This is a genomic window from Ruegeria sp. SATB027 (assembly GCF_059613825.1).
In genome coordinates this window covers 309,518-329,969 of sequence record NZ_JBXWTH010000028.1, presented here as the reverse complement: position 1 = coordinate 329,969, position 20,452 = coordinate 309,518, and the positions used below count along the sequence as shown (strand labels likewise).

18 protein-coding genes are annotated in these 20,452 nt (G+C 57.6%); 8 read left to right on the top strand and 10 right to left on the bottom strand.

Features of this window, described 5'->3' with window-relative positions; genetic code table 11:
* Nucleotides 1–19: 19 nt before the first annotated feature.
* Genes xylB through AC2FPW_RS06835 form a run of 3 tightly spaced genes read left to right on the top strand, consistent with a single transcriptional unit; the run spans nucleotide 20 to nucleotide 3,719 of the window.
* Nucleotides 20–1,477, top strand: a complete 1,458-nt coding sequence (gene xylB, locus AC2FPW_RS06845) for a xylulokinase (RefSeq protein WP_496812944.1) — start codon at nucleotides 20–22, stop codon at nucleotides 1,475–1,477.
* Complete coding sequence (locus tag AC2FPW_RS06840; protein WP_496812943.1) at nucleotides 1,474–2,424, top strand: aldose epimerase family protein; 951 nt, start codon at nucleotides 1,474–1,476, stop codon at nucleotides 2,422–2,424. Before xylB ends, AC2FPW_RS06840 begins: the two co-directional genes overlap by 4 nt.
* Nucleotides 2,421–3,719: a cytochrome-c peroxidase gene (locus tag AC2FPW_RS06835; RefSeq protein ID WP_496812942.1), complete on the top strand. Its 1,299-nt coding sequence runs from the start codon at nucleotides 2,421–2,423 to the stop codon at nucleotides 3,717–3,719. The genes AC2FPW_RS06840 and AC2FPW_RS06835 overlap by 4 nt, the downstream gene beginning before the upstream one ends.
* On the opposite strand, the gene AC2FPW_RS06830 is transcribed toward AC2FPW_RS06835, so the two are convergent.
* Nucleotides 3,720–5,231, bottom strand: a complete 1,512-nt coding sequence (locus AC2FPW_RS06830; protein WP_496812940.1) for a CRTAC1 family protein — start codon at nucleotides 5,229–5,231, stop codon at nucleotides 3,720–3,722.
* The gene (locus AC2FPW_RS06825; protein ID WP_496812939.1) at nucleotides 5,221–6,438 is read right to left on the bottom strand and encodes an ROK family transcriptional regulator; all 1,218 of its coding nucleotides are present in this window, start codon (nucleotides 6,436–6,438) and stop codon (nucleotides 5,221–5,223) included. Before AC2FPW_RS06825 ends, AC2FPW_RS06830 begins: the two co-directional genes overlap by 11 nt.
* 152 nt (nucleotides 6,439–6,590) lie before the next feature.
* On the opposite strand from AC2FPW_RS06825, the gene xylF reads away from it, so the two are divergent.
* From xylF to AC2FPW_RS06800, 5 genes are all read left to right on the top strand, one after another.
* Nucleotides 6,591–7,610, top strand: coding sequence for a D-xylose ABC transporter substrate-binding protein (gene xylF, locus AC2FPW_RS06820; protein WP_267364640.1), 1,020 nt, complete (start codon nucleotides 6,591–6,593; stop codon nucleotides 7,608–7,610).
* 76 nt (nucleotides 7,611–7,686) lie between these two features.
* On the top strand, nucleotides 7,687–8,985 hold the full coding sequence (locus tag AC2FPW_RS06815) for a sugar ABC transporter permease (RefSeq protein ID WP_496812938.1): 1,299 nt from the start codon (nucleotides 7,687–7,689) through the stop codon (nucleotides 8,983–8,985).
* Nucleotides 8,985–9,782 (top strand): ATP-binding cassette domain-containing protein, encoded by a 798-nt coding sequence (locus AC2FPW_RS06810; RefSeq protein WP_267364642.1) that lies wholly within the window; start codon nucleotides 8,985–8,987, stop codon nucleotides 9,780–9,782. Before AC2FPW_RS06815 ends, AC2FPW_RS06810 begins: the two co-directional genes overlap by 1 nt.
* Nucleotides 9,783–9,792: 10 nt before the next feature.
* A complete protein-coding gene (gene xylA / locus AC2FPW_RS06805; protein ID WP_496812936.1) occupies nucleotides 9,793–11,100 on the top strand; it encodes a xylose isomerase in 1,308 nt (435 codons plus the stop codon).
* A gap of 197 nt (nucleotides 11,101–11,297) precedes the next feature.
* Entirely contained in the window at nucleotides 11,298–12,653 is a 1,356-nt protein-coding gene (locus AC2FPW_RS06800) for an MATE family efflux transporter (RefSeq protein ID WP_496812987.1), read from the top strand.
* Between the two features lie 9 nt (nucleotides 12,654–12,662).
* On the opposite strand, the gene AC2FPW_RS06795 is transcribed toward AC2FPW_RS06800, so the two are convergent.
* The 8 genes from AC2FPW_RS06795 to AC2FPW_RS06760 all read right to left on the bottom strand — a co-directional run bounded on the left by AC2FPW_RS06795 (nucleotide 12,663) and on the right by AC2FPW_RS06760 (nucleotide 20,224).
* Nucleotides 12,663–13,760, bottom strand: a complete 1,098-nt coding sequence (locus AC2FPW_RS06795) for a M56 family metallopeptidase (protein ID WP_496812935.1) — start codon at nucleotides 13,758–13,760, stop codon at nucleotides 12,663–12,665.
* Nucleotides 13,747–14,142 carry a BlaI/MecI/CopY family transcriptional regulator gene (locus tag AC2FPW_RS06790; protein ID WP_209504337.1) on the bottom strand — a complete coding sequence of 132 codons (396 nt, stop codon included), beginning with the start codon at nucleotides 14,140–14,142 and terminating at the stop codon, nucleotides 13,747–13,749. The genes AC2FPW_RS06795 and AC2FPW_RS06790 overlap by 14 nt, the downstream gene beginning before the upstream one ends.
* A 65-nt stretch (nucleotides 14,143–14,207) precedes the next feature.
* Nucleotides 14,208–14,612: a DUF2160 domain-containing protein gene (locus tag AC2FPW_RS06785; protein WP_480583453.1), complete on the bottom strand. Its 405-nt coding sequence runs from the start codon at nucleotides 14,610–14,612 to the stop codon at nucleotides 14,208–14,210.
* Between the two features lie 8 nt (nucleotides 14,613–14,620).
* A complete protein-coding gene (locus tag AC2FPW_RS06780) occupies nucleotides 14,621–15,418 on the bottom strand; it encodes a carbohydrate ABC transporter permease (protein ID WP_496812933.1) in 798 nt (265 codons plus the stop codon).
* Nucleotides 15,415–16,278, bottom strand: a complete 864-nt coding sequence (locus AC2FPW_RS06775) for a carbohydrate ABC transporter permease (protein ID WP_496812932.1) — start codon at nucleotides 16,276–16,278, stop codon at nucleotides 15,415–15,417. The genes AC2FPW_RS06780 and AC2FPW_RS06775 overlap by 4 nt, the downstream gene beginning before the upstream one ends.
* Nucleotides 16,275–17,351, bottom strand: coding sequence for an ABC transporter ATP-binding protein (locus tag AC2FPW_RS06770; protein WP_496812931.1), 1,077 nt, complete (start codon nucleotides 17,349–17,351; stop codon nucleotides 16,275–16,277). Before AC2FPW_RS06770 ends, AC2FPW_RS06775 begins: the two co-directional genes overlap by 4 nt.
* 1 nt (nucleotide 17,352) lies before the next feature.
* Nucleotides 17,353–18,402, bottom strand: coding sequence for an ABC transporter ATP-binding protein (locus AC2FPW_RS06765; protein WP_496812930.1), 1,050 nt, complete (start codon nucleotides 18,400–18,402; stop codon nucleotides 17,353–17,355).
* Nucleotides 18,403–18,484: 82 nt separating this feature from the next.
* Nucleotides 18,485–20,224, bottom strand: a complete 1,740-nt coding sequence (locus AC2FPW_RS06760; protein ID WP_209504332.1) for an ABC transporter substrate-binding protein — start codon at nucleotides 20,222–20,224, stop codon at nucleotides 18,485–18,487.
* Between the last annotated feature and the right edge of the window lie 228 nt (nucleotides 20,225–20,452).

Here is a 20,452-nt window from a genome sequence, read left to right as displayed (position 1 = left end):
TTACAAGTGGGAGGAACAGGTGTATCTCGGTCTTGATTTGGGGACGTCAGGTCTTCGGGGAATTGTGGTCAGTGAAGACGGCGACGTCGTTGCCGAGGCCGAAGCAAGCGTGAATACATCGACACCGCATCCGGGCTGGTCAGAGCAAGAACCTGCGGATTGGGTTGAAGCGTGTCAAAAGGTCGTTGCCCAGTTGCGCGGGCAAAACAACGCTGCGGTTTCGGCAGTGCGTGGCATTGGTCTTAGCGGTCATATGCATGGCGCGACGCTTCTGGACCGAAATGGTAGCGTCTTGAGGCCCTGTATCCTTTGGAACGACACAAGGTCTGCCCGCGAAGCTGCTGAACTGGATGCGCTTTCCGCGATGCGATCGATCACCGGAAACATCGTTTTTCCCGGCTTCACTGCGCCTAAACTGGAATGGGTGCGCAGGCATGAACCTGACGTTTTTGAAAAGACTGCCAAAGTGTTGCTCCCCAAAGATTATTTGCGCTTCTGGTTGACCGGAGAATACATCAGCGACATGTCTGACAGCGCGGGTACAGCGTGGTTGGACGTCGGACGTCGGGAATGGTCGGAAAAAGCGCTTGAGCTCAGCCACATGCGTCGGGATCAGATGCCCGAACTGGTCGAAGGCAGCGCCGCCGGGGGCGAGCTGAGGGCGGAGATTTTGCAGCACTGGGGCCTGACCGGACCCGTAGTCGTTGCGGGCGGGGCAGGCGACAACGCGGCGGCGGCCTGTGGTATTGGAAGTATCGCCGAAGGCAGCGGTTTTCTATCGCTGGGAACGTCCGGTGTGCTGCTGGTTGCCAAGGACAGTTACGCGCCCGCACCGGAAACGGCGGTTCACTGCTTCTGCCACGCGGTGCCGGAGCGCTGGATCCAAATGGGCGTCATCCTGTCGGCGACCAACAGCCTGAACTGGCTGTCCCGGAATCTCGGCCAATCCGTTGGTGCACTCGCATCGGCTTTGCCGGATACCGTCACCGGGCCGTCGAAGACCAAGTTCCTGCCATACCTGTCGGGGGAACGTACCCCTCATAATGACAGCGCCATCCGGGGGGCGTTTCTTGGGTTGGATATTGCGTCGGGTCCAGCGGACCTTGCACAGTCCGTGATGGAAGGTGTCTCATTCGCGCTGCGCGATTGCCTTGAAGCCCTCAGGAGCACGGGAACAAAACCTGAAAGCCTGATGGTTGTCGGCGGGGGCGTACGATCCCGGTTCTGGGTCGAGACGCTGGCAACTGTTCTGAGCGTCCCGCTTGCCTTGCCTAAAGGCAGTGAATTCGGAGCCGCCATAGGCGCGGCACGCCTTGCTGCCTGTGCAGTAAACGGCGCAGACCCGGTGGAGCTCATGACATCGCCAGAAATCTCTGAAATTGTTCAGCCGCGCGCGGGGTTATTCGACGCCTATGAGGCTGAATATCAAAGATACCGCCAGTTTTATGCGGCACTATCCCCCTTGTCTGCGCCATGATGAAGGGCGTCACTTCCCTACCCATCGAACAGGTTGTTCTGGAAGATGGTGCGATGTCGGTTTCCCTGCTGAGCTATGGGGCCATCACACAAGGGTGGTGGATCGGTGAAACGCCTTTGATCCTGGGCTATCAAAACCCGCAGGAATATCTGACGGACCCATATTATCTGGGTGCAATCGTGGGTCGCGTCGCCAATCGGATCGGTGGCGCAAAGTTTAATATGCAGGATGCCGCTTATCGCTTGACGGCGAATGAGGGGGAAAACACGCTGCATGGCGGTGTGGTCGGGCTGTCACGCAGCCACTGGATTATCAGGAAGACCAAGCCGAACCGTGCGGTTCTGTCCTTGACGTCACCTGACGGCGCTGACGGTTTTCCCGGAGAAATCAGGTTCGAGATTCATGTCGAGCTGGCTTTTCCACGGCTGACTTACACGATCACCGCATTGCCGGACCGGCCTACGCCGATCAGCATTGCGCAGCACAATTACTATACTCTTGGGTGCCAAAGCGGTATTCTTGACAGCCGATTGACCCTGAATTCCAAGCGGGTACTGGAACTGGACGACAGCTCCACTCCGACAGGCATCGTGGATGAGATCGTAAACCAAGCGCTGGATTTCTCATCCCCGCGCATTATCGGTGATGAGGGGCGCGGCATTGACCACTACTTCGTGTTTGAAGAGGCGGGCAATTTCAGTCGACCGGTTGCCACAGTCGAAACACCGTCAGGTTTGCGCATGAATATCTACTCTGATCAGCCCGGCGCGCAGGTCTATTCCGCCGCGCACCTGTCAGATCCTTTCACGCCATGCGCAGGGCTTTGCATTGAGCCTTCCGGTTACACGGACGCTGTGAACCACCCCTTGTTTCCGTCCGTCATCTATTCTCCGGCCAATCCGTATAAACAAGTTCTGACGTTGGAAATCGCAGAGGATCAGGCATGAAAGTTGCGATATCGATGTATGCTCTGGCCTTTTGCGTGACACTGTCGGCGGCGCAGGCGCAGGACCTCGGGCCGCTTCCTCAATTTGTAGAACCGGACCTTGTCAAGGTCGAACTGGGACAGTTGCTGTTTTACGACCCGATCCTGTCGGGGAACAAAAACATCAGCTGCGCCACTTGTCATCATCCGAAACTGGGAACGTCAGACGCGCTGTCTCTGGGTATCGGCGAAGGCGGTGTGGGGCTGGGGGCAGCGCGCAGGCTTGATCAGGAAAACATGCCCGAGCAGCGCATTCCCCGAAATGCACCGGGGCTGTGGAACCTTGGGGCGCTGGAATTCACCACCTTCTTTCATGACGGGCGTCTTGAGGCAGACCCGTCACAGCCTGACGGGTTCCGAACGCCCTTGGGCACAGATATGAGGCCGGGCTTCCAATCTGCACTGGCCGCGCAAGCGATGTTCCCGGTCTTGTCGGCTGACGAAATGGCCGGCCACTATTCGGAAAACGAAGTGAGCAAAGCCGTACGTCTTGGTTTGCTGACCCAAAAGGACGGCGCATGGGACCTTATCGCGGCGCGTGTTGCCGCAATCCCGGAATACAGGGCGCGCTTTGACCAGCTCGCGCCCGGAGAAGAGATTACTTTTACCGCAATCGCCAATATCATTGCCGATTTCATCGCCTTTGAATGGCGCGCTGACAACAGCCTGTTTGATCGCGCGATGCAGGGGAAAGAAGCGCTGCCCGAGCAGGCACAAATGGGGCTCGACCTTTATTACGGCAAAGCCGGGTGCAGCACCTGCCATTCCGGCTGGTTCCAGACGGATCATGGATTTCATTCTATCGCCATGCCGCAAATCGGGCCGGGAAAAGCCGCCCGGTTCGAGAACCATGTTCGCGACGACGGGCGATTGCGTGTGACGGGCAATGCGGATGACGCCTTCACATTTCGCACGCCATCCTTGCGCAATGTGACCCTTACGGCACCCTATGGTCACAACGGAGCCTACGCGCGGCTTGAAGATGTTGTCCGCCATCATCTGGATCCGGTTGCAGCTTTGCGCAGCTACTCGGTTGAAAAAGCAGCGTTGCCAGAGTTTCCGGGCGCGGAAGATCAAAAAGCCTTGCTCGACCCCACGCTGACCGAGGCGATTGCAGTGTCGAATGATCTGGCCCCAATCAGCCTGAGTGATGATGAAATAAACGCCATTCTGAGTTTTCTTAGCACATTGGAAGACCCGGCAGTCCGGCTGGGTGTGCCAGCGCATGTTCCCAGCGGTTTGCCTGTTGATCAATGATCAGCGGTCGATGCGAAGCACCTGATTGCTTCTGAAAGTCTGCCAATCTCCAACTGTACCGTCTGGCCAGATAACCCGCAGCGCCAGTTCGTCCGCGTTGCCCAGGCCGAAGTGATGAAGCCCGGAGATGCCGCTTGCATGACCGCCGCCAATGGTCACTTCCCGCGTTTGAATTCCGTCGGTGGTTTTGACCTCGATGAAGCTGCCGACAGCTGCGCGGTTGGGACGATCCTGGCCAAGATCAACCTGAATCCAGTTTCCAAGTTGTTGTTCGTTCTGAAATACCTCAAGCGCTGACCCGCGATTGACCACGACCAGATCAAGCGATCCATCCCCGTTCAGGTCCGCCAGGGCCCCACCGCGGGACTTTCCCATTGAGGCGACACCCGCCGCTGAGGCAGCTTCGAAAAACTGACCATTTGCAGATTGCAGCAACAGGTTGTTGGGGTCGGTTTGCGCCGCATCAGGCATCTGTTCGACATTGCCCTTGGCGACAAATATGTCGTCGCGCCCGTCGTTATTGACGTCGCCGAACTGCGCATGCCAGCCGGTTGACGGGCGACCATCGCCACCGACATGTGGCCTGTGCGCCGTTGTCCCCCGGTCGTAAGTCGCGTCGCGCCATGTCGGCCCCCCGGCAGTGGGATCAAAGATCTGAAACTTCTGATCTCCCATCGAGGTCAGGTAAACATCCGGGAAGCCGTCCCCTGATATATCCCTTGATGCAATCCCCATGCCCCAGATCGAATAGGGCAGCCACCCATCTTCCGGCGCGTAAAGGCGTGGCGTATCTTCCATAGCCCAAAGCTGCTCTTGCCCGCCGCGCACATAGTAATGGCGGTCGTTACTGACACGCAGGTCCGCGCGCCCGGTGCGCGCCCAGTCGGAAAACAGAATGGACAAGGAACAATGGCCCGGCACCAGGTGGAGAGGTGGGCCATAGGCCGTCCCTTCGGGGCGATACAAAAGCGTCGGCCCGCAGGCTTCAAACGGGCCATCGGGATTGGTTCGGTCGACATATGTTCCAAAAGCCAGTGTCGGCAGGGTTTTACCACTTTCCCAGGTGGCAGAAAAACCGGTGGTCCAGTGATCCTGAGACTGGAAATTCAACGAGGTGAACGGTTCAAATGCGCAATTCGCTTTGCCACGCAACAAAACGTCTTCGCCAACGCGCAAAACCGCCAGATCCAGAAACCCGTCCCCATCGATATCCACTGGGTAGGCGCCAGTCACGCCGGTCAGGGACAGTGCGCTTGACGTTTCTGACCGAAAACTGACATCGGGTCCTGATGTGTTGACAAACAATTGCGCCGGGTTGGTTCCCCCTGCGGCAAACAGTTCGGGCCGATCATCGCCATTGCAGTCGAAAACGGCAACGCCTCCGCCCACAAAGTGCTCCCATCCGCCGTCGTAAACATGGCTGGGGACGTCGATGCTGTGAAACTGCGGAAGGTTGATGTCGGCCGTGGCGGCGGACGCTGTCGCTAGCAGGATCGTCAGTTCAACTCGCATTTTCCGCCAGTTCCCTGACTTTCAGGATCGAGACTTGTTCGATCCCATAGGCTGCTGCCCCTTTTGCCCACATTGAATCCCCCCAATGGTTTACGTTGATTTCAGGCAGTGGCGCGTCAACGCTAACGACACCGTTTTTGATACGAGTCATCACTGCCTCAGAATGCAGGTATTCAAAGCTGCCTCGGGTGCCGGACAGGATGATACATTCCGGATCGAACAGATTGATCAAGTTGGAAAGCCCCATTCCAAACATCTGGCCAGCGCGGGACAGAACTGAAACGGACCGGGCATCACCGGATTGGGCGGCTGCGTGAATATCAGCAAGAGTGTGCGGGTCAGTTGCCTGGCTGGCAATGGTTGCCTCGCGGATCAGGGCATGTTCCCCAACATAAGCTTCAAGGCATCCGCGTTGCCCGCACTGGCACAATGCGCCATCCAGCTGAACTTTGACATGCCCGAATTCCGCGCCGCAACCGCGCTCGCCGCGATAAAGCTTGCCATCCAACACAATGCCCAGACCAATGCCGTGTTCTATCGTGACAACCAGAAAGTTCTTCAGCCCTTTGCCAAGACCGAAAAGCTGTTCGGCCTTTGCAACCAGATTGGCGTCATTCTCGATAAATGCGGGGCAGGGGAGCGCTTGGGACAGAAGCGGGCTCAGATCCACGTTGCGCTCTGTCAGCGAAGATGACCAATGTACAAAATTCCGCTCTGCGTCGACCAGTCCGGCAATCCCGATGCAGACGCCGGAGACCTCTGTCAGGGACCTGCTTGCAGAGGCGCAGGCCTGTTCCAGCGCCGTGCATATCTTTATTGCAAACGCCTCCGGGGCCATCCGGGCCTCTTCCAACGGATGTGTGTAGGAGATGATCTCAGTGCCTTCAAAATCGACCAGGATGACTGAAATCTGGTGCCGGCCCACTTTTACACCTGCAATCAAGTGACATCCGCCGTGCAGTTTCAGCAGCACACGTGGTCTGCCGCGGCGCGCGGATTTTGACGGTGTTTCGCTTTCGATTTCCTGAATCAGACCAGCTGAAAGCAGATCTGACGTTGCCGCTGTCACTGTCGCTGGGCTGGTCTCAAGCGCGCTTGCAATGTCGATCCGCGATATCGCTCCGGTCGACCGGATTTGTTCCAGCACGCGCAAGCGGGTGATGTTTCGTTGATCCGTAGCGTTTGAAGAAACCTTGCTTTTCAGCATCCTGCCCTCGCGAATCTGGTGATTTCCCAAGCGTAAGCGGTTTTTCTTCTTTCGGGTAGCATAAATATTTTACTGACTGAAATAAATATGCTACTCAGAATTGTGAGAGCCACGAATCATGAAGCGATGGCTCGATAAACCGGGAGGAAATCATGAAACGAATTCTCAGCGCTTCTGCTGTGGCCGTCCTGATGGGGACGGTTGCGTTTGCAGAAACCACGGTCGGTGTCAGCTGGTCGAACTTCCAGGAAGAGCGCTGGAAAACCGACGAAGCGGCAATCAAAGCCGCGCTTGAGGCAGGCGGTGCCGAGTATATTTCGGCAGATGCGCAATCGTCGTCGGCCAAACAATTGTCGGATATTGAAAGCCTGATCGCCCAGGGCGTTGATGCACTGATCATTCTGGCGCAGGATTCTCAGGCCATTGGACCGGCTGTTCAGGCCGCGGCCGACGAAGGTATCCCAGTCATCGCATATGACCGTCTGATCGAAGATGATCGGGCCTTCTACCTGACCTTTGACAATGTCGAAGTCGGTCGTATGCAGGCGCGTGCGGTGTTCGACGCCATGCCCAAAGGCAACTATGTGATGATCAAGGGCTCGCCCACCGACCCGAACGCGGATTTCCTGCGCGGTGGTCAACAGGAGATCATTCAGGGTGCTGTTGACAGTGGTGACATTGTGATCGTTGGCGAAGCCTATACCGACGGCTGGCTGCCTGCGAACGCGCAGCGCAACATGGAACAGATCCTGACCGCCAACGAAAACAAAGTTGATGCTGTGGTCGCGTCAAATGACGGAACCGCAGGCGGTGTAGTTGCTGCACTGACCGCACAAGGTATGGACGGCATTCCGGTGTCGGGTCAGGATGGCGACCATGCGGCGCTGAACCGGGTGGCCAAAGGCACGCAAACCGTTTCGGTCTGGAAAGATGCACGTGAGCTGGGCAAGGCCGCAGGTGAAATCGCGGTCGCGCTGAGCGGTGGAACGGCTGCGGCAGACGTCGAAGGCGCGGTCAGCTGGACTTCGCCCGGTGGGACTGAGATGACGTCAGTCTTCCTGGCGCCTGTGCCGATCACAAAAGACAACCTGTCCGTTGTGGTCGATGCTGGCTGGATTCCGCTGGAAGACCTGTGCCAGGGCGTCGAAAACGGCCCTGCACCCTGCAACTAAATCAAGTCTCCAAACCATAACGTCTCTGGCCCGCAAGGCCGGGCCAGAGACCATAGCTGAACATGAAAGATCGGATATGACCGAAACTTCGTCTCAGCCGGTACCCCAAAAAGCAAAGGCCAACCTGTTCCAGCAACTGGAACTGGACATGCGGCTATTGGGCATGATCGGCGCCTTCATCATCCTGTGCATCGGCTTCAACATCGTAACGGATGGCCGTTTTCTGACGCCCAGAAACCTGTTCAACCTGTCGATCCAGACCGTCTCGGTCGCGATAATGGCCTGCGGCATGGTGTTCATTATCGTGATGCGCCACATTGATCTTTCGGTCGGCGCGCTGCTGGCGACCACATCCGCCGTCATGGCGATGACACAGACCGAACTTCTGCCGAACGTGCTGGGGTTAGGTTTAAATCACCCGGCGACTTGGGCAATCACCCTTGTTGTCGGCCTCGCAGTCGGAACCTTGATCGGCGCATTCCACGGTTGGATGGTAGGCTATCTGACCATACCGGCCTTTATCGTGACGCTTGGCGGTTTTCTGGTCTGGCGCAACGTCGCCTGGTACATGACAGACGGCCAGACAATCGGCCCGCTGGACAGCACGTTCCTGATATTTGGCGGAACCAACGGGACGTTGGGAACAACGGCTAGCCTTCTGTTCGGCCTTGCCGCCACCGCTATTGCGGTCTGGGCGTTGTGGAGCGGACGCCGCTCCAAGGCTGCCCATGGGTTCCCTGTGAAACCGGTTTGGGCCGAAACAACTTTGGCGGGGATCATTGGCATCGCCATTATAGGCTATGTCTTGATCGTCAACAGTTACTCGATCCCCACACGCAGGCTGGAACGTATGTTCGAAGCGCGGGGCGAGACCATGCCTGAAGGGCTTGTTGTGGGTTACGGTATCCCGATCTCGGTTCTGATCCTGATCCTTGTTGCAGTAACCTTGACTGTTGTGGCCCGCAAAACCCGATTTGGCCGCTATATCTTTGCCACGGGGGGCAACCCGGATGCGGCGGAACTGTCGGGCATCAATACCCGCATGATGACCGTCAAGATCTTTGCGCTGATGGGGTTCCTGTGTGCGCTGTCGGCGGTCGTGGCCTCGGCCCGTCTGGCCAACCACTCGAACGATATCGGCACATTGGATGAGCTTCGCGTGATTGCTGCGGCCGTGATCGGCGGCACCGCCCTGTCCGGCGGTATCGGTACGATTTACGGCGCGATCCTTGGCGCGCTGATCATGCAGGCGCTGCAATCGGGCATGGCGATGGTTGGCGTGGACGCACCGTTTCAGAACATCGTCGTGGGCACCGTTCTGGTTTTGGCCGTCTATATCGACATCGTCTATCGCAAACGTCTGGGAGCGAAATGATGCAAGCACAAGAAACACAGAACCAAACTTCGGGCCGTGGGTCCGGCCAGCCTCCGCTTGTCGAAATGCGCGATATCTCAATTTCGTTCGGCGGCATCAAGGCGGTGGACCGTGTCTCGGTCGACTTGTACCCGGGCGAGGTTGTGGGTCTTCTGGGCCACAACGGGGCCGGTAAATCTACGCTGATCAAGGTGCTTTCGGGTGCCTATCAGATGGACCACGGAGAGATTCTGATCGACGGCAAGAAGGTTGAGATCAACAACCCCCGCGATGCGCGTGCCAACAATATCGAGACGATCTATCAGACGCTGGCCTTGGCGGACAATCTGGATGCAAGTTCGAACCTTTTCCTGGGGCGGGAGATGGTCACGCCCTTCGGGTTGGTCAACGATGCCGCGATGGAGGCCGAATGCCGCAAGATCATGGCACAGTTGAACCCGAACTTTCAGAAGTTCAATGACCCGGTCTCGGCGTTATCCGGCGGTCAGCGGCAGTCGGTGGCCATCGCGCGTGCGGTGTACTTCAACGCGCGTATCCTGATCATGGACGAGCCCACAGCCGCGCTTGGCCCACACGAAACACAGATGGTGGCGGACCTGATCCAGCAGCTCAAGGCGCAGGGGATCGGGATTTTCCTGATCGACCACGACGTGCATGCAGTGATGGAGTTGTGCGACCGGGCTTCGGTCATGAAAAACGGGCAACTGGTTGGCACTGTCGACATCGCTGATGTCACGGATGACGATCTGTTGTCGATGATCATTCTGGGCAAGAAGCCCGGCGAAAAAACGGAATGAGGTAAACGAGATGACGAGCGGTTTCTTTCAGGGGATCGAGCAGGTCCAATTCGAGGGCGAGAACAGTAAGAACCCGCTCGCATTCCGTCACTACAACCCGGACGAGATCGTGATGGGTAAGCGTATGGAGGATCACCTGCGTTTTGCCGTGGCGTGGTGGCACTCGTTTGCCTGGGAAGGCGGGGATCCGTTTGGCGGCTCGACTTTTGAACGTCCATGGCATCCGCAAGATGACATGGGCCGCGCCAAAATGAAGGCCGATGTTGCCTTTGAGATGTTCGAGATCATTGGCCAGCCCTATTTCTGCTGGCATGACGCGGATGTCCGTCCCGAACAGGGCAGTTTTGCAGAAAACCTGCGAACGCTGAATGAGATCACTGACTATATCGGTGAAAAGATGCAGGTGTCCGGAACCAAGCTGTTGTGGGGCACAGCCAATATGTTCAGCCACCGTCGCTGGATGGGGGGTGCCAGCACCAACCCCGACCCTGATGTCTTTGCATTTGCCGCCGCCACGGTGAAATCCTGTTTGGACGCGACCCACAAGCTTGGCGGCGAGAATTATGTGCTTTGGGGCGGGCGCGAGGGCTACGAGACGCTGCTCAATACCGACATGAAGGCCGAACTGGATCATATGGGCCGGTTCCTGAACATGGTGGTCGAGTACAAGCACAAGATCGGCTTCAACGGCACGATCCTTGTAGAACCCAAACCGCAGGAGCCGTCCAAGCATCAATATGATTTCGATGCGGCAACCTGCATCGGTTTCCTGCGCAAGTACGGCCTTGAGGATGAAATCAAGCTGAACCTGGAACAAGGGCACGCAATCCTGGCAGGACACAGCTTTGAACATGAGATCGCTGTTGCCTCGGCCGAAGGTATGCTTGGATCCATCGACATGAACCGGAACGATTACCAGTCCGGGTGGGATACGGATCAGTTCCCCAACAACACGCCTGAAGTCGCGCTGGCTTATTACCACATCCTGAAAGCGGGCGGGTTTACCACGGGTGGTACCAATTTCGACGCCAAGCTTCGCAGGCAATCCATTGATGCCGAAGACCTGATCGCGGCGCATGTGGGCGGGATGGATATCTGCGCCCGGGGCCTGAAAGCGGCAGCTGCGATGCTTGAAGATGGTGGTCTGGAACAGGCGCTGGCCGACCGGTATGCAGGCTGGAAAACACCCAAGGCTCAGGCGATGCTAACCTCTGGCCTCGACGAGATTGCAGCGCGGGTGCTTGCCGAAGACCTCAATCCTCAGCCACGCTCGGGGCGTCAGGAAGTGCTTGAGAACTACGTGAACCGCTTTGTGTAATTCCGGTCGGCTGAGCCTGAACTGAAATATTCGGTGTACAAAGCCCCGGAAACGCGTGAGTTTACTTAGGCGTTGTCCGGGGCTTTCCCTTGTCGAACGCAGTGGCATCATGGGCCCGTCCGGGTCGCGCAGGTGGGACGACCAAAGACTTGGTGGAAAAATCGGCAGGTAAGGCAATCTTTCTAAGTGGCAACCTGATGCTACATGTGACGCGCATGTCGCTGACCACGAGCATTGGATTGATGGCGATATTTGCTGTCGATTTTGTCGATATGGTCTTTATCTCGATGCTGGGCAACGACGCGCTGGCCGCAGCGGTAGGTTATGCCGGGACGCTGCTGTTTTTCACCAACGCAATCAATATCGGTCTGTCGATTTCTGCCGGGGCGCTGGTCGCGCGTGAGTTGGGCGGCGGGCGGGCTGAACAGGCAAGGCAATACGCATCCAGTGTCGCCGTTCTGGGGCTGATCGTCGGGTTGGTAACCTCTGTTCTGGTGTTGCTGAACGTCAGTTTTCTGCTGTCGCTGCTTGGCGCAAAGGGCGAGGTTTTGCGGCTGGCGACGCGCTATGTGTCGATCATTCTGCCGACCATGTGGGTGATGTCGATTGCGATGGCAGCGATGGCTGTGCTGCGCGCCCACGGCGATGCGCGACGATCGATGATGGCAACGATTTACGGCGGCGTTGTGAATGCAGTTCTTGACCCGATTTTGATATTTGCCGTTGGACTGGGGTTGGATGGGGCCGCGATAGCCTCGGTTCTGGCGCGGCTATGTATGTTAGGCGCAGCATTGTGGCCCGCGCTGCGGGTGCATCAGGGATTTGCACGCCCATCGCTGAAACAGGTGGCACAGGATTTTCGGCCCGTGCGGGCCATCGCAATCCCTGCCGTTCTGACGAATGTCGCCACGCCGATCGGGAATGCCATCGTAGTGCGGGAAATTGCACAGTTTGGAACGGATGCGGTTGCGGGCATGGCGGTGATTGGGCGGCTGTTGCCGGTGGCGTTTTCGGTCATCTTTGCGCTGTCCGGCGCGATAGGGCCAATCATCGGGCAGAATTTCGGGGCAGAAAAATTTGATCGCGTGCGCGCTGCGTTTATGGCCGGGATCAAGTTCACCGCAATCTACGTTCTTTGCATGTCGGCCATTCTGTTCTTGCTGCGTTCGCCAATTGCGAATTTGTTCGCAGCCCAGGGGGAAACGCGCGTACTGATTTATCTGTTCTGCGGCCCGCTGGCATTGGCGTCGTTCTTCAATGGTGTGATTTTTGTGACAAATGCCAGTTTCAACAATCTGGGCCATCCGGTCTATTCCACATGGATAAACTGGGGTCGTCACACCATTGGCACATGGGTGTTTGCCACGATTGGCTCACAAATCGCCGGGGCGTCGGGCGTTCTATTGGGTCAGGCTTTTGGGGGCGTAATCTTTGCTGTCATAGGATGGGTTCTTGTCGCGCGCGTAGTGGCACGGCTGGAACGCGTGCAAACGCCCGAGCCTTTTGCCGATCAGGGGCGGCTTCACTCGCTGTTCGGGCGTCGCGGCTGGTAAGCGATCAGGTCAGTTCCCCTGATTGCGCGCTTCCAGCCGTTCCAGGTTGACCACTGTCGACAGCATCAGGCGGTCATGGCTCCAATCCCGTGTCTGCTGGATTGAGGCCGACCCCAGAGCCAAAAGCGCACCAAAGACCAGTGTCATTCCAAGGAACACTGCCGGTAGGGCAGGTACCGATGGCTGAACATCGGTCAGCGCGATTACACGTTGCCGCAACACGCGTTTTGCCTTGCCGCCAGTCACAAAAGCAACATTCAGAACGCGTGGGCTGTTGGTTGAGATTGTCCGGGCGCAATAGTCCAGCAGGCACGCCGTGTATTCCCGCGCATCAATCCGTTTGCGCGCAACAACCGACTGGTCGCAGGCCAACTCGCGCAGCCGGCCGAACTGATACTTGAGCATCAGATAGGCCGGGTTCCAGAACAACAGCGGACGCAGCAGCTCAAACCCCAGTTCCCATTCGACGTCACCCGTACGGATATGCTGAAACTCGTGGGCAAGTGCAAAACGCAACTCGCGCGGGGTGTCCAGCAGATGGCTGGGCAGAACGACGTGGCGGCGGCGAAGTCCTCGCACGGCAAAGGGCACAGTGATGCGATCGGAAAGTCGAATATCCACCTTGGCGGACCGCCGCCAAAGAAAACTGGAATTGACAGTCTGACGGATCGTCATTGCGTCCCGCAAGGCACGCGCGGCGTACACGGCTGCGATACAGGCAAGTATGGCGGCAACGATGGTGATCACAGGCTGCTGTCCGGACAATGCCAGATCAACCCACCTTTCGCGGGTGTTCAGTAGTGCTTCGAACTGCGTGGCAGGCATTGCGATGTCACCGCGCAGATAGGCTGCAACGGCGATATCGCCAAGGGCCACGGCACTGCCCGGCCAAGCGTAAGTCGCCAGCGACGACACGCAAACCGCCAGAAACGGGCTGGCAAGGACACAGATGCACAAGGTCTTGAGCGCCCGCAACTGTGCGACATAGCCATTGCGCAGGGCGGTGCGGCTTAGGGCCGTGCGGGTCACCAGCCAGATGACTGCCGAAAAGGCCAGCACGATGTTGAGTTCGATGAATGCGTCGAGAACCGGTCTAACCGCTGTCATTTTGCAGTCTCCTCTCTACCAGTGCTCGAATCTCCTCCAGGTCGGCTTCGCTCAGCCCCGCGTCGTCGACCAGCCGCGCCACCAGTGTGGCGGGGGTGTCGTCGAAAAGCGTGCGCGACAGATTTTGAAGCGAACGGGCCTGATATCTGTCCTTTTCCAGAAGCGGCGTATAGATCAGGGTCTTTCCAGACTTGTGGCTTTCCACAAAACCCTTCTCGTCCAGAATGCGCAGGATCGTGGCCCCGGATGTATAGGCCAGGTTGCGTTCTGATGGCAGGCGGTCCAGGACATCACGCACCGAGCCTTGCCCGAGGGCCCAGAGCTCGTTCATGAACTCCAGTTCGACCTCGGTCAGCAGATTTGTTGTCTTTTTCTTTCGCATTGGTCTCGGTGTCGTCATGGTTAGTATGCCTGACAGACAAGCATCCTTTCGCGATTTCTCAAAGTCTAAACTTTCCAGAAAACAAAAACGCCCCAGCCAATGGAGAGGAACAGCGGTGTCCAGACGGGTTGCCCGACCAATCCAAGCCACGCCAGGAAAATATATGCGGCCCCCAGAAGGGTGATGAACAGGCGATCCCCCAGCGTGGTTGTCAGCCCCAGAACCCCGCGCCGTTCAATTCCGTCGCGGAATTTAAAGCCCTCCAGCAAGCCAATGCATGCTATGGCCGAGAAGATACCGACAAACACGGCCAGCGTGGCAGGTGTCCATGCCATCCAGAAATCAGGCCAAAGGGGGTCCGTCCACGAGAACCCTTTTTCGGCCTCCTGTCCGACATTGCCCCATCCGGCCTTGGCCTGGGCAAAGGCTGTTGAGGGCAGGAAGGGGAGGGTGAGAAGCAGTTTTCGCATGTCGAACCTCACACACGTCCCATCGCGAAGCCACGCGCGATGTAGTTGCGAACAAACCAGATGACGATGGCACCGGGGATGATGGTCAGGGTGCCCGCGGCGGCCAGCAGACCCAATTCGTACCCGGCACTGGATGCTGTACGGGTCATCACAGCAGCGATGGGTTTGGCCTCGACCGCGGTCAGGGTCTTGGCCAGCAGCATTTCCACCCATGAGAACATAAAGCAGAAGAACGCCGCGACACCGACACCTGCCTTGATGTTGGGCAGGAAGATTGTCACGAAGAAGCGCGGGAACGAATATCCATCCACATAGGCGGTTTCATCCAGCTCCTTTGGGATACCACGCATGAACCCTTCCAGAATCCACACCGCCAGCGGCACGTTGAACAGCGTATGGGCCAAAGCCACGGCCAGATAGGTGTCGAAAAGGTGGATCGACGAATAGAGCTGGAAGAACGGCAGGGCGAACACCGCCGCTGGGGCCATGCGGTTGGTCAATAGCCAGAAGAACAGTTGCTTGTCACCGAGGAACCGATAGCGCGAGAACGCATAAGCCGCAGGCAAGGCAACGCAGACGGAAAGCACTGTGTTCAGAGTCACATAGGTGATCGAGTTGATGTAACCCCAGTACCAGGTTGGGTCTGTGAAGATGGTAAAATAGTTTTCCAGCGTAAAAGTCTGGGGAAACAGGGAAAAGCCCGACAGAATCTCGTTCGTTGTCTTGAAGGACATCGCCACCAGCCAATAGATCGGCAGCATCAGGAACGCGATATAGAGGATCGGGATGATGGACCGCTTTTTCATTCTGCGTCGTCCTTTGTCATCAGAGTGTAGAAGAGCCACGACACCAGCAGCGTGATGGCGAAGTAGATCAGGCTCATCGCTGCCGCCGGGCCAAGGTCGAACTGCCCCAGTGCGATCTTCACAAGGTCAATCGACAGCAGGGTGGTCGAGTTGCCGGGACCGCCGCCGGTCAGCACGAATGGCTCAGTATAGATGTTGAAGCTGTCCATGAACCGCAGCAAAACAGCGATGGTCAGAACCGTCTTCATCTTGGGCAACTGGATATAGCGGAACACCGACCACGGGCTGGCGCCGTCGATCTTGGCGGCCTGATAATAGGCGTCGGGGATCGACACGAGGCCGGCATAGCACAGCAGCACGACCAGCGAGGTCCAGTGCCACACATCCATGACGATGACGGTGATCCAGGCCGAAAGCGGCTGTTGCGTCATGTCATAGTTGACACCCAGCACGTCATTCAGGAAATATCCCAGCAATCCGATCTTGGGCAGGGTGAAGATGTTCCACATCGAACCCACAACGTTCCATGGAATCAGCATCGGCAAAGCCATCAGCACCAGACAGACCGGCACCCAAAAGCCCTTGCGCGGCATAGACAGGGCAACGATGATGCCCAAGGGCACCTCGATCAGCAGGATTAGGAAGGTGAATAGGAATTGCCGACCAAGTGCTGCCTGAAACCGGTCGGATCGCAGGATCTGTTCGAACCAGCCCAAACCTTCCCAGAAGAACTGGTTGTTGCCGAATGTTTCCTGCACCGAGTAGTTGACCACCGTCATCATGGGCACCAGCGCGTTGAACGCCACCAGCGCAAGAACGGGCAGGACAAAGAACCATGCTTTTTGGTTTTCCGTTCTCATTGCGCCCGCTCCTGAGTTGCGATCCAGCCGTCGCGGTAGACGCGGGATTGTTCGGGTTTGAATTGCAAGAAGACCTGTGATCCCGGTTCCGGTACACTGTGTTCGGTCACAACCTTGAGGGCGGTGTTGCCGACCACGGCGCTGACCACATAGTGGCGGCCGATATCGGCGACCTTGGTCACATGTGCCGGAATGCCGGTGTCGCCGAAACCTACATATTCCGGGCGGATACCCAGATCGGTACGGCCGCCGTCACCATGTGTGGGACCTTCCAGCATGACCTCGTGCCCTTCAAAAACGGCGCGGTCGCCTTTGGCTTCACATGGAAGGACATTCATACCCGGCGAGCCGATGAAATGGCCGACAAATGTGTGCTGTGGCCGTTCGAAAAGTTCGACCGGCGTTCCGATCTGAACCACTTCACCGTCCTGCATTACCACCACCTCGTCGGCGAAGGTCAGCGCCTCGGTCTGGTCGTGCGTCACGTAGATCATGGTTGCCCGCACGCGCTGATGCAGCTCTTTCAGCTTGGACCGCAGTTTCCATTTCAGGTGCGGGTCGATCACGGTCAGCGGTTCATCAAACATCACCGCATTCACGTCGTCGCGAACAAGGCCGCGACCCATCGAGATCTTCTGTTTGTTGTCCGGGCTCAGACCTGACGCGCGGGTGTTCAGCATGTCCGTGACGTCCAACATCTCGGCGATTTCCAGAACGCGACGCTTGATGGTTTCGGCGTCGACACCCCGGTTCTTCAACGGGAAGGCCAGGTTTTCGCCCACGGTCATCGTGTCGTAGATCACCGGGAACTGAAAGACCTGCGCGATGTTGCGTTGGTCCGGGGGCAGGGCGGTGACGTCCTTATCATCGAACAGTATCCGACCTTCCGAGGGGGTAAGAAGACCGGATATGATGTTCAGCAGCGTGGACTTGCCACAACCTGATGGCCCCAAAAGCGCATAGGCCCCGCCATCGCGCCATGTCACGTCGATTTCCTTCAGCGCATAATCCTCGGGGCCTTTTGGTGACGGCATATAGCTGTGTCGAAGGTTTGAAAGCTTGATCTGTGCCATGTCAGGCCACCCTTTTGCCGTCTTGGCTGAAGTACCGGCAATGCGCCGGGTTCATGTAGAAACTGTGATCTTCACCGACCTGATAGGGATGCACACCAGCGGCGAGTGAAACCCAGGCTTCATCACCATGCTGGAAATGCGCGCTGGAATCAGAACCTGACAGTTCGGTCACGATCACACGTCCGGTCAGTTCGACATCGGCGTCAGACGTACGAAATGGCGTCACGCGATGAGGGCGCACGGCGACCATATATTCCCCGTCGGACATGTCCGAGACTGCCCAGCCGACATTACCTGCCAACTGCGCACGGGCGCTGGCAACGGTGATACGAGCCACATTGATAGGCGGATCCGAGAATACACGCGCCGCAGCAATGTTTTCCGGATTACGGTAGATGTCGGTGGTTGGGCCGAACTGGGTCACACGGCCGTCTTCCATCAGTGCGGTGTAGCCTCCCAACAGCAATGCCTCTTCAGGCTCCGAGGTGGCGTAGACAACGACGGCCCCGCGACCAGCGAACAGATCGGGCAGTTGTTCGCGCAGCTCTTCGCGCAGTTTATAATCAAGGTTCGCCAGCGGCTCATCAAGGAAGACGGCGCGGCTTTCTTTGGCAATGGCACGCGCCAGCGCGGTCCGTTGTTGTTGCCCACCCGACAGCTCGTGCGGGCGGCGGTGCAGCATCGGGCGCAGTTGCAGCAGGTCGGCGGCCTCTTCCACGCGGCCTTCGATCTCGGACTGCGCCATGCCTGCCACACGCAGGGGCGAGGCGATATTGTCGAATACGGTCATATGCGGGTAGTTCACGAAGAACTGGTGCACGAGGCTGATTTTCCGCTTTTGCGTATTCAGCCGTGTGACGTCCTGCCCATCCATCAGGACCTTGCCCGAGGCGATCGGGTCCAGCCCGGCCATCATCTTGATCAGAGAGGTCTTGCCCGAGCCCGTCGCGCCCAGCAGCACGTTGAAGTGGCCTATTTGAAGGGTCAGGTTTGTGGGCTTGATATGGATGACGTTGCCGACCCTTTTGGTCGCGTCTTGAAGTTCGATCATGTCCGTGGGTTCCGGTCCTTCAGTGCGGTGCACTGGTCTTGAGGTGGGGGTGCCTGACGCGGCACCCCCGGGTTTCAACAGCTTATTGAGACTGCCAGCGCTTAACCAGTTCGTCATAGTTGACGGTCTGGCCTTGCGGCTTTTCGTTCTCAAGCTTGGCCTTGGGCGAGCCCGCTTTTTCCAGCCAGAAAGATGGGTCCTGCGGCTCGTTCAGGCGTGGACCACAGCCGCCATAAACACCGGCGCTTTCATCCGCGGCCTGCATACGTGCCATGGTGATGTCCATCTCTTCGGCCAGACGATCCATCGCCTCTTGCGGGGTGAAGGCGCCCGAATTCACGTCACCGATCTGCTGCCACCAGATCTGGGCCAGCTTCGGATAGTCCGGCACGTTGATGCCGGTCGGCGACCATGCCACGCGGTCAGGCGAGCGGTAGAACTCGACCAGACCACCCAGCTTGGGGGCGCGTTCGGTGAACGACTCGTGGTTGACCGAGCTGTCGCGGATGAAGGTCAGACCCACATGGGACTTCTTCACATCGACAGTTTTGGAGGTCACGAACTGGGCATAAAGCCAGGCTGCCTGGGCACGATCCGAGGGGGTCGATTTGAGGAATGTCCAGGAGCCCACGTCTTGGTAACCAACCTTCTGGCCTTCTTCCCAATAGGGGCCGTGCGGGCTGGGCGCCATCCGCCACAGCGGCGTGCCTTCGTCATCCACAGTGTTGTTGCCTTCGGATTTCGGCTTGACCATGTCGGCGGTGAAGGCGGTGTACCAGAAGATCTGCTGGGCCACGTTGCCTTGGCTCAGTGCCGGCAGCGACTGGTAGAAGTCATAAGACGCGGCACCCGGAGGCGCATAGGCCCGCAGCCATTCGTCCCATTTGCGGATCGCATAGACCGCAGCCGGACCATTTGCAGCACCACCGCGCGACACCGAGGCACCGACCGGGTTACAGGTGCCCGCTTCCATGCGGATGCCCCATTCGTCAACCGGAATACCATTCGGCTCGCCCTTGTCACCAGCACCGGCCATCGAAAGCCAGGCGTCGGTCATGCGCCAGCCAAGGTCGGGCGCGCGCTTGCCGTAGTCCATGTGGCCGTAGATCGCAACGCCGTCGACTTCTTTCACGTCATTGGTGAAGAACTCGGCGATGTCTTCATAGGCCGACCAGTTGACCGGAACGCCCAGATCATAGCCGTATTTCTCTTTGAACGCGGCCTTGTTGGCCTCGTCATCGAACCAGTCCTTGCGGAACCAGTAAAGGTTCGCAAACTGCTGGTCGGGCAGCTGATACAGCTTGCCGTCCGGCCCGGTGGTGAACTGAATGCCCATGAAGTCATCCAGATCGATTGTCGGCGAGGTTGTCGCCGCCCAGTCGCCGCCCATCATGTCGGTCAGCGGATAGGCCAGTTGCAGACGCGAGTGGGTACCAATCAGGTCACTGTCGTTGACATAGCCGTCATACAGGTTCCGACCTGTCTGCATCTGGGTCTGAACAGCCTGGACCACTTCGCCTTCGCCAAGGATCTGGTGATTGACCTTGATGCCGGTGATTTCTTCAAACGCCTTGGTCAGAACCTCCGACTCGTAGGAATGCGTCGGAATACCTTCGGACAGGACGTTGATTTCCATGCCAGCGTAGGGCTGTGCAGCTTGGATAAACCATTGCATCTCGGCCATCTGTTCGTCTTTCGACAAGGTCGATGGCTGGAATTCGTCGTCGATCCAACGTTGTGCTGCGGCTTCGTCGGCCCAAGCGGACCCGTGCCCCGCAATGACGGCAGCCGCCGCCACTGCGGAAAGTAGATGTCTCCGCATCTGTCTCCTCCCAAAAATTATGGTTCTCCGGCGGGAACCGGATGCAGAACAGCATCAGCGATTTTTTGCGTATGTGTCAAACTAAATTTTTAGTAATTGACGTTCAGGCACTTCGGGGCCGCATGAATTGAATTTGTTTCCACCGTTGTAAATGATTGTAACTATATAATTATGTTATCGAAATTTCAAAATTTCTCCGCGAGGGAGATAGGGAACTCCACTGAGACC

Excerpts from the sequence above, each read along its gene's own strand:
- AC2FPW_RS06840 (WP_496812943.1), top strand. The coding sequence starts at position 1,474 with ATGATGAAGGGCGTCACTTCCCTACCCATCGAACAGGTTGTTCTGGAA.
- AC2FPW_RS06835 (WP_496812942.1), top strand. The coding sequence starts at position 2,421 with ATGAAAGTTGCGATATCGATGTATGCTCTGGCCTTTTGCGTGACACTG.
- AC2FPW_RS06830 (WP_496812940.1), bottom strand. The coding sequence starts at position 5,231 with ATGCGAGTTGAACTGACGATCCTGCTAGCGACAGCGTCCGCCGCCACG.
- AC2FPW_RS06825 (WP_496812939.1), bottom strand. The coding sequence starts at position 6,438 with ATGCTGAAAAGCAAGGTTTCTTCAAACGCTACGGATCAACGAAACATC.
- xylF (WP_267364640.1), top strand. The coding sequence starts at position 6,591 with ATGAAACGAATTCTCAGCGCTTCTGCTGTGGCCGTCCTGATGGGGACG.
- AC2FPW_RS06815 (WP_496812938.1), top strand. The coding sequence starts at position 7,687 with ATGACCGAAACTTCGTCTCAGCCGGTACCCCAAAAAGCAAAGGCCAAC.
- AC2FPW_RS06810 (WP_267364642.1), top strand. The coding sequence starts at position 8,985 with ATGCAAGCACAAGAAACACAGAACCAAACTTCGGGCCGTGGGTCCGGC.
- xylA (WP_496812936.1), top strand. The coding sequence starts at position 9,793 with ATGACGAGCGGTTTCTTTCAGGGGATCGAGCAGGTCCAATTCGAGGGC.
- AC2FPW_RS06800 (WP_496812987.1), top strand. The coding sequence starts at position 11,298 with ATGCTACATGTGACGCGCATGTCGCTGACCACGAGCATTGGATTGATG.
- AC2FPW_RS06795 (WP_496812935.1), bottom strand. The coding sequence starts at position 13,760 with ATGACAGCGGTTAGACCGGTTCTCGACGCATTCATCGAACTCAACATC.
- AC2FPW_RS06790 (WP_209504337.1), bottom strand. The coding sequence starts at position 14,142 with ATGCGAAAGAAAAAGACAACAAATCTGCTGACCGAGGTCGAACTGGAG.
- AC2FPW_RS06785 (WP_480583453.1), bottom strand. The coding sequence starts at position 14,612 with ATGCGAAAACTGCTTCTCACCCTCCCCTTCCTGCCCTCAACAGCCTTT.
- AC2FPW_RS06780 (WP_496812933.1), bottom strand. The coding sequence starts at position 15,418 with ATGAAAAAGCGGTCCATCATCCCGATCCTCTATATCGCGTTCCTGATG.
- AC2FPW_RS06775 (WP_496812932.1), bottom strand. The coding sequence starts at position 16,278 with ATGAGAACGGAAAACCAAAAAGCATGGTTCTTTGTCCTGCCCGTTCTT.
- AC2FPW_RS06770 (WP_496812931.1), bottom strand. The coding sequence starts at position 17,351 with ATGGCACAGATCAAGCTTTCAAACCTTCGACACAGCTATATGCCGTCA.
- AC2FPW_RS06765 (WP_496812930.1), bottom strand. The coding sequence starts at position 18,402 with ATGATCGAACTTCAAGACGCGACCAAAAGGGTCGGCAACGTCATCCAT.
- AC2FPW_RS06760 (WP_209504332.1), bottom strand. The coding sequence starts at position 20,224 with ATGCGGAGACATCTACTTTCCGCAGTGGCGGCGGCTGCCGTCATTGCG.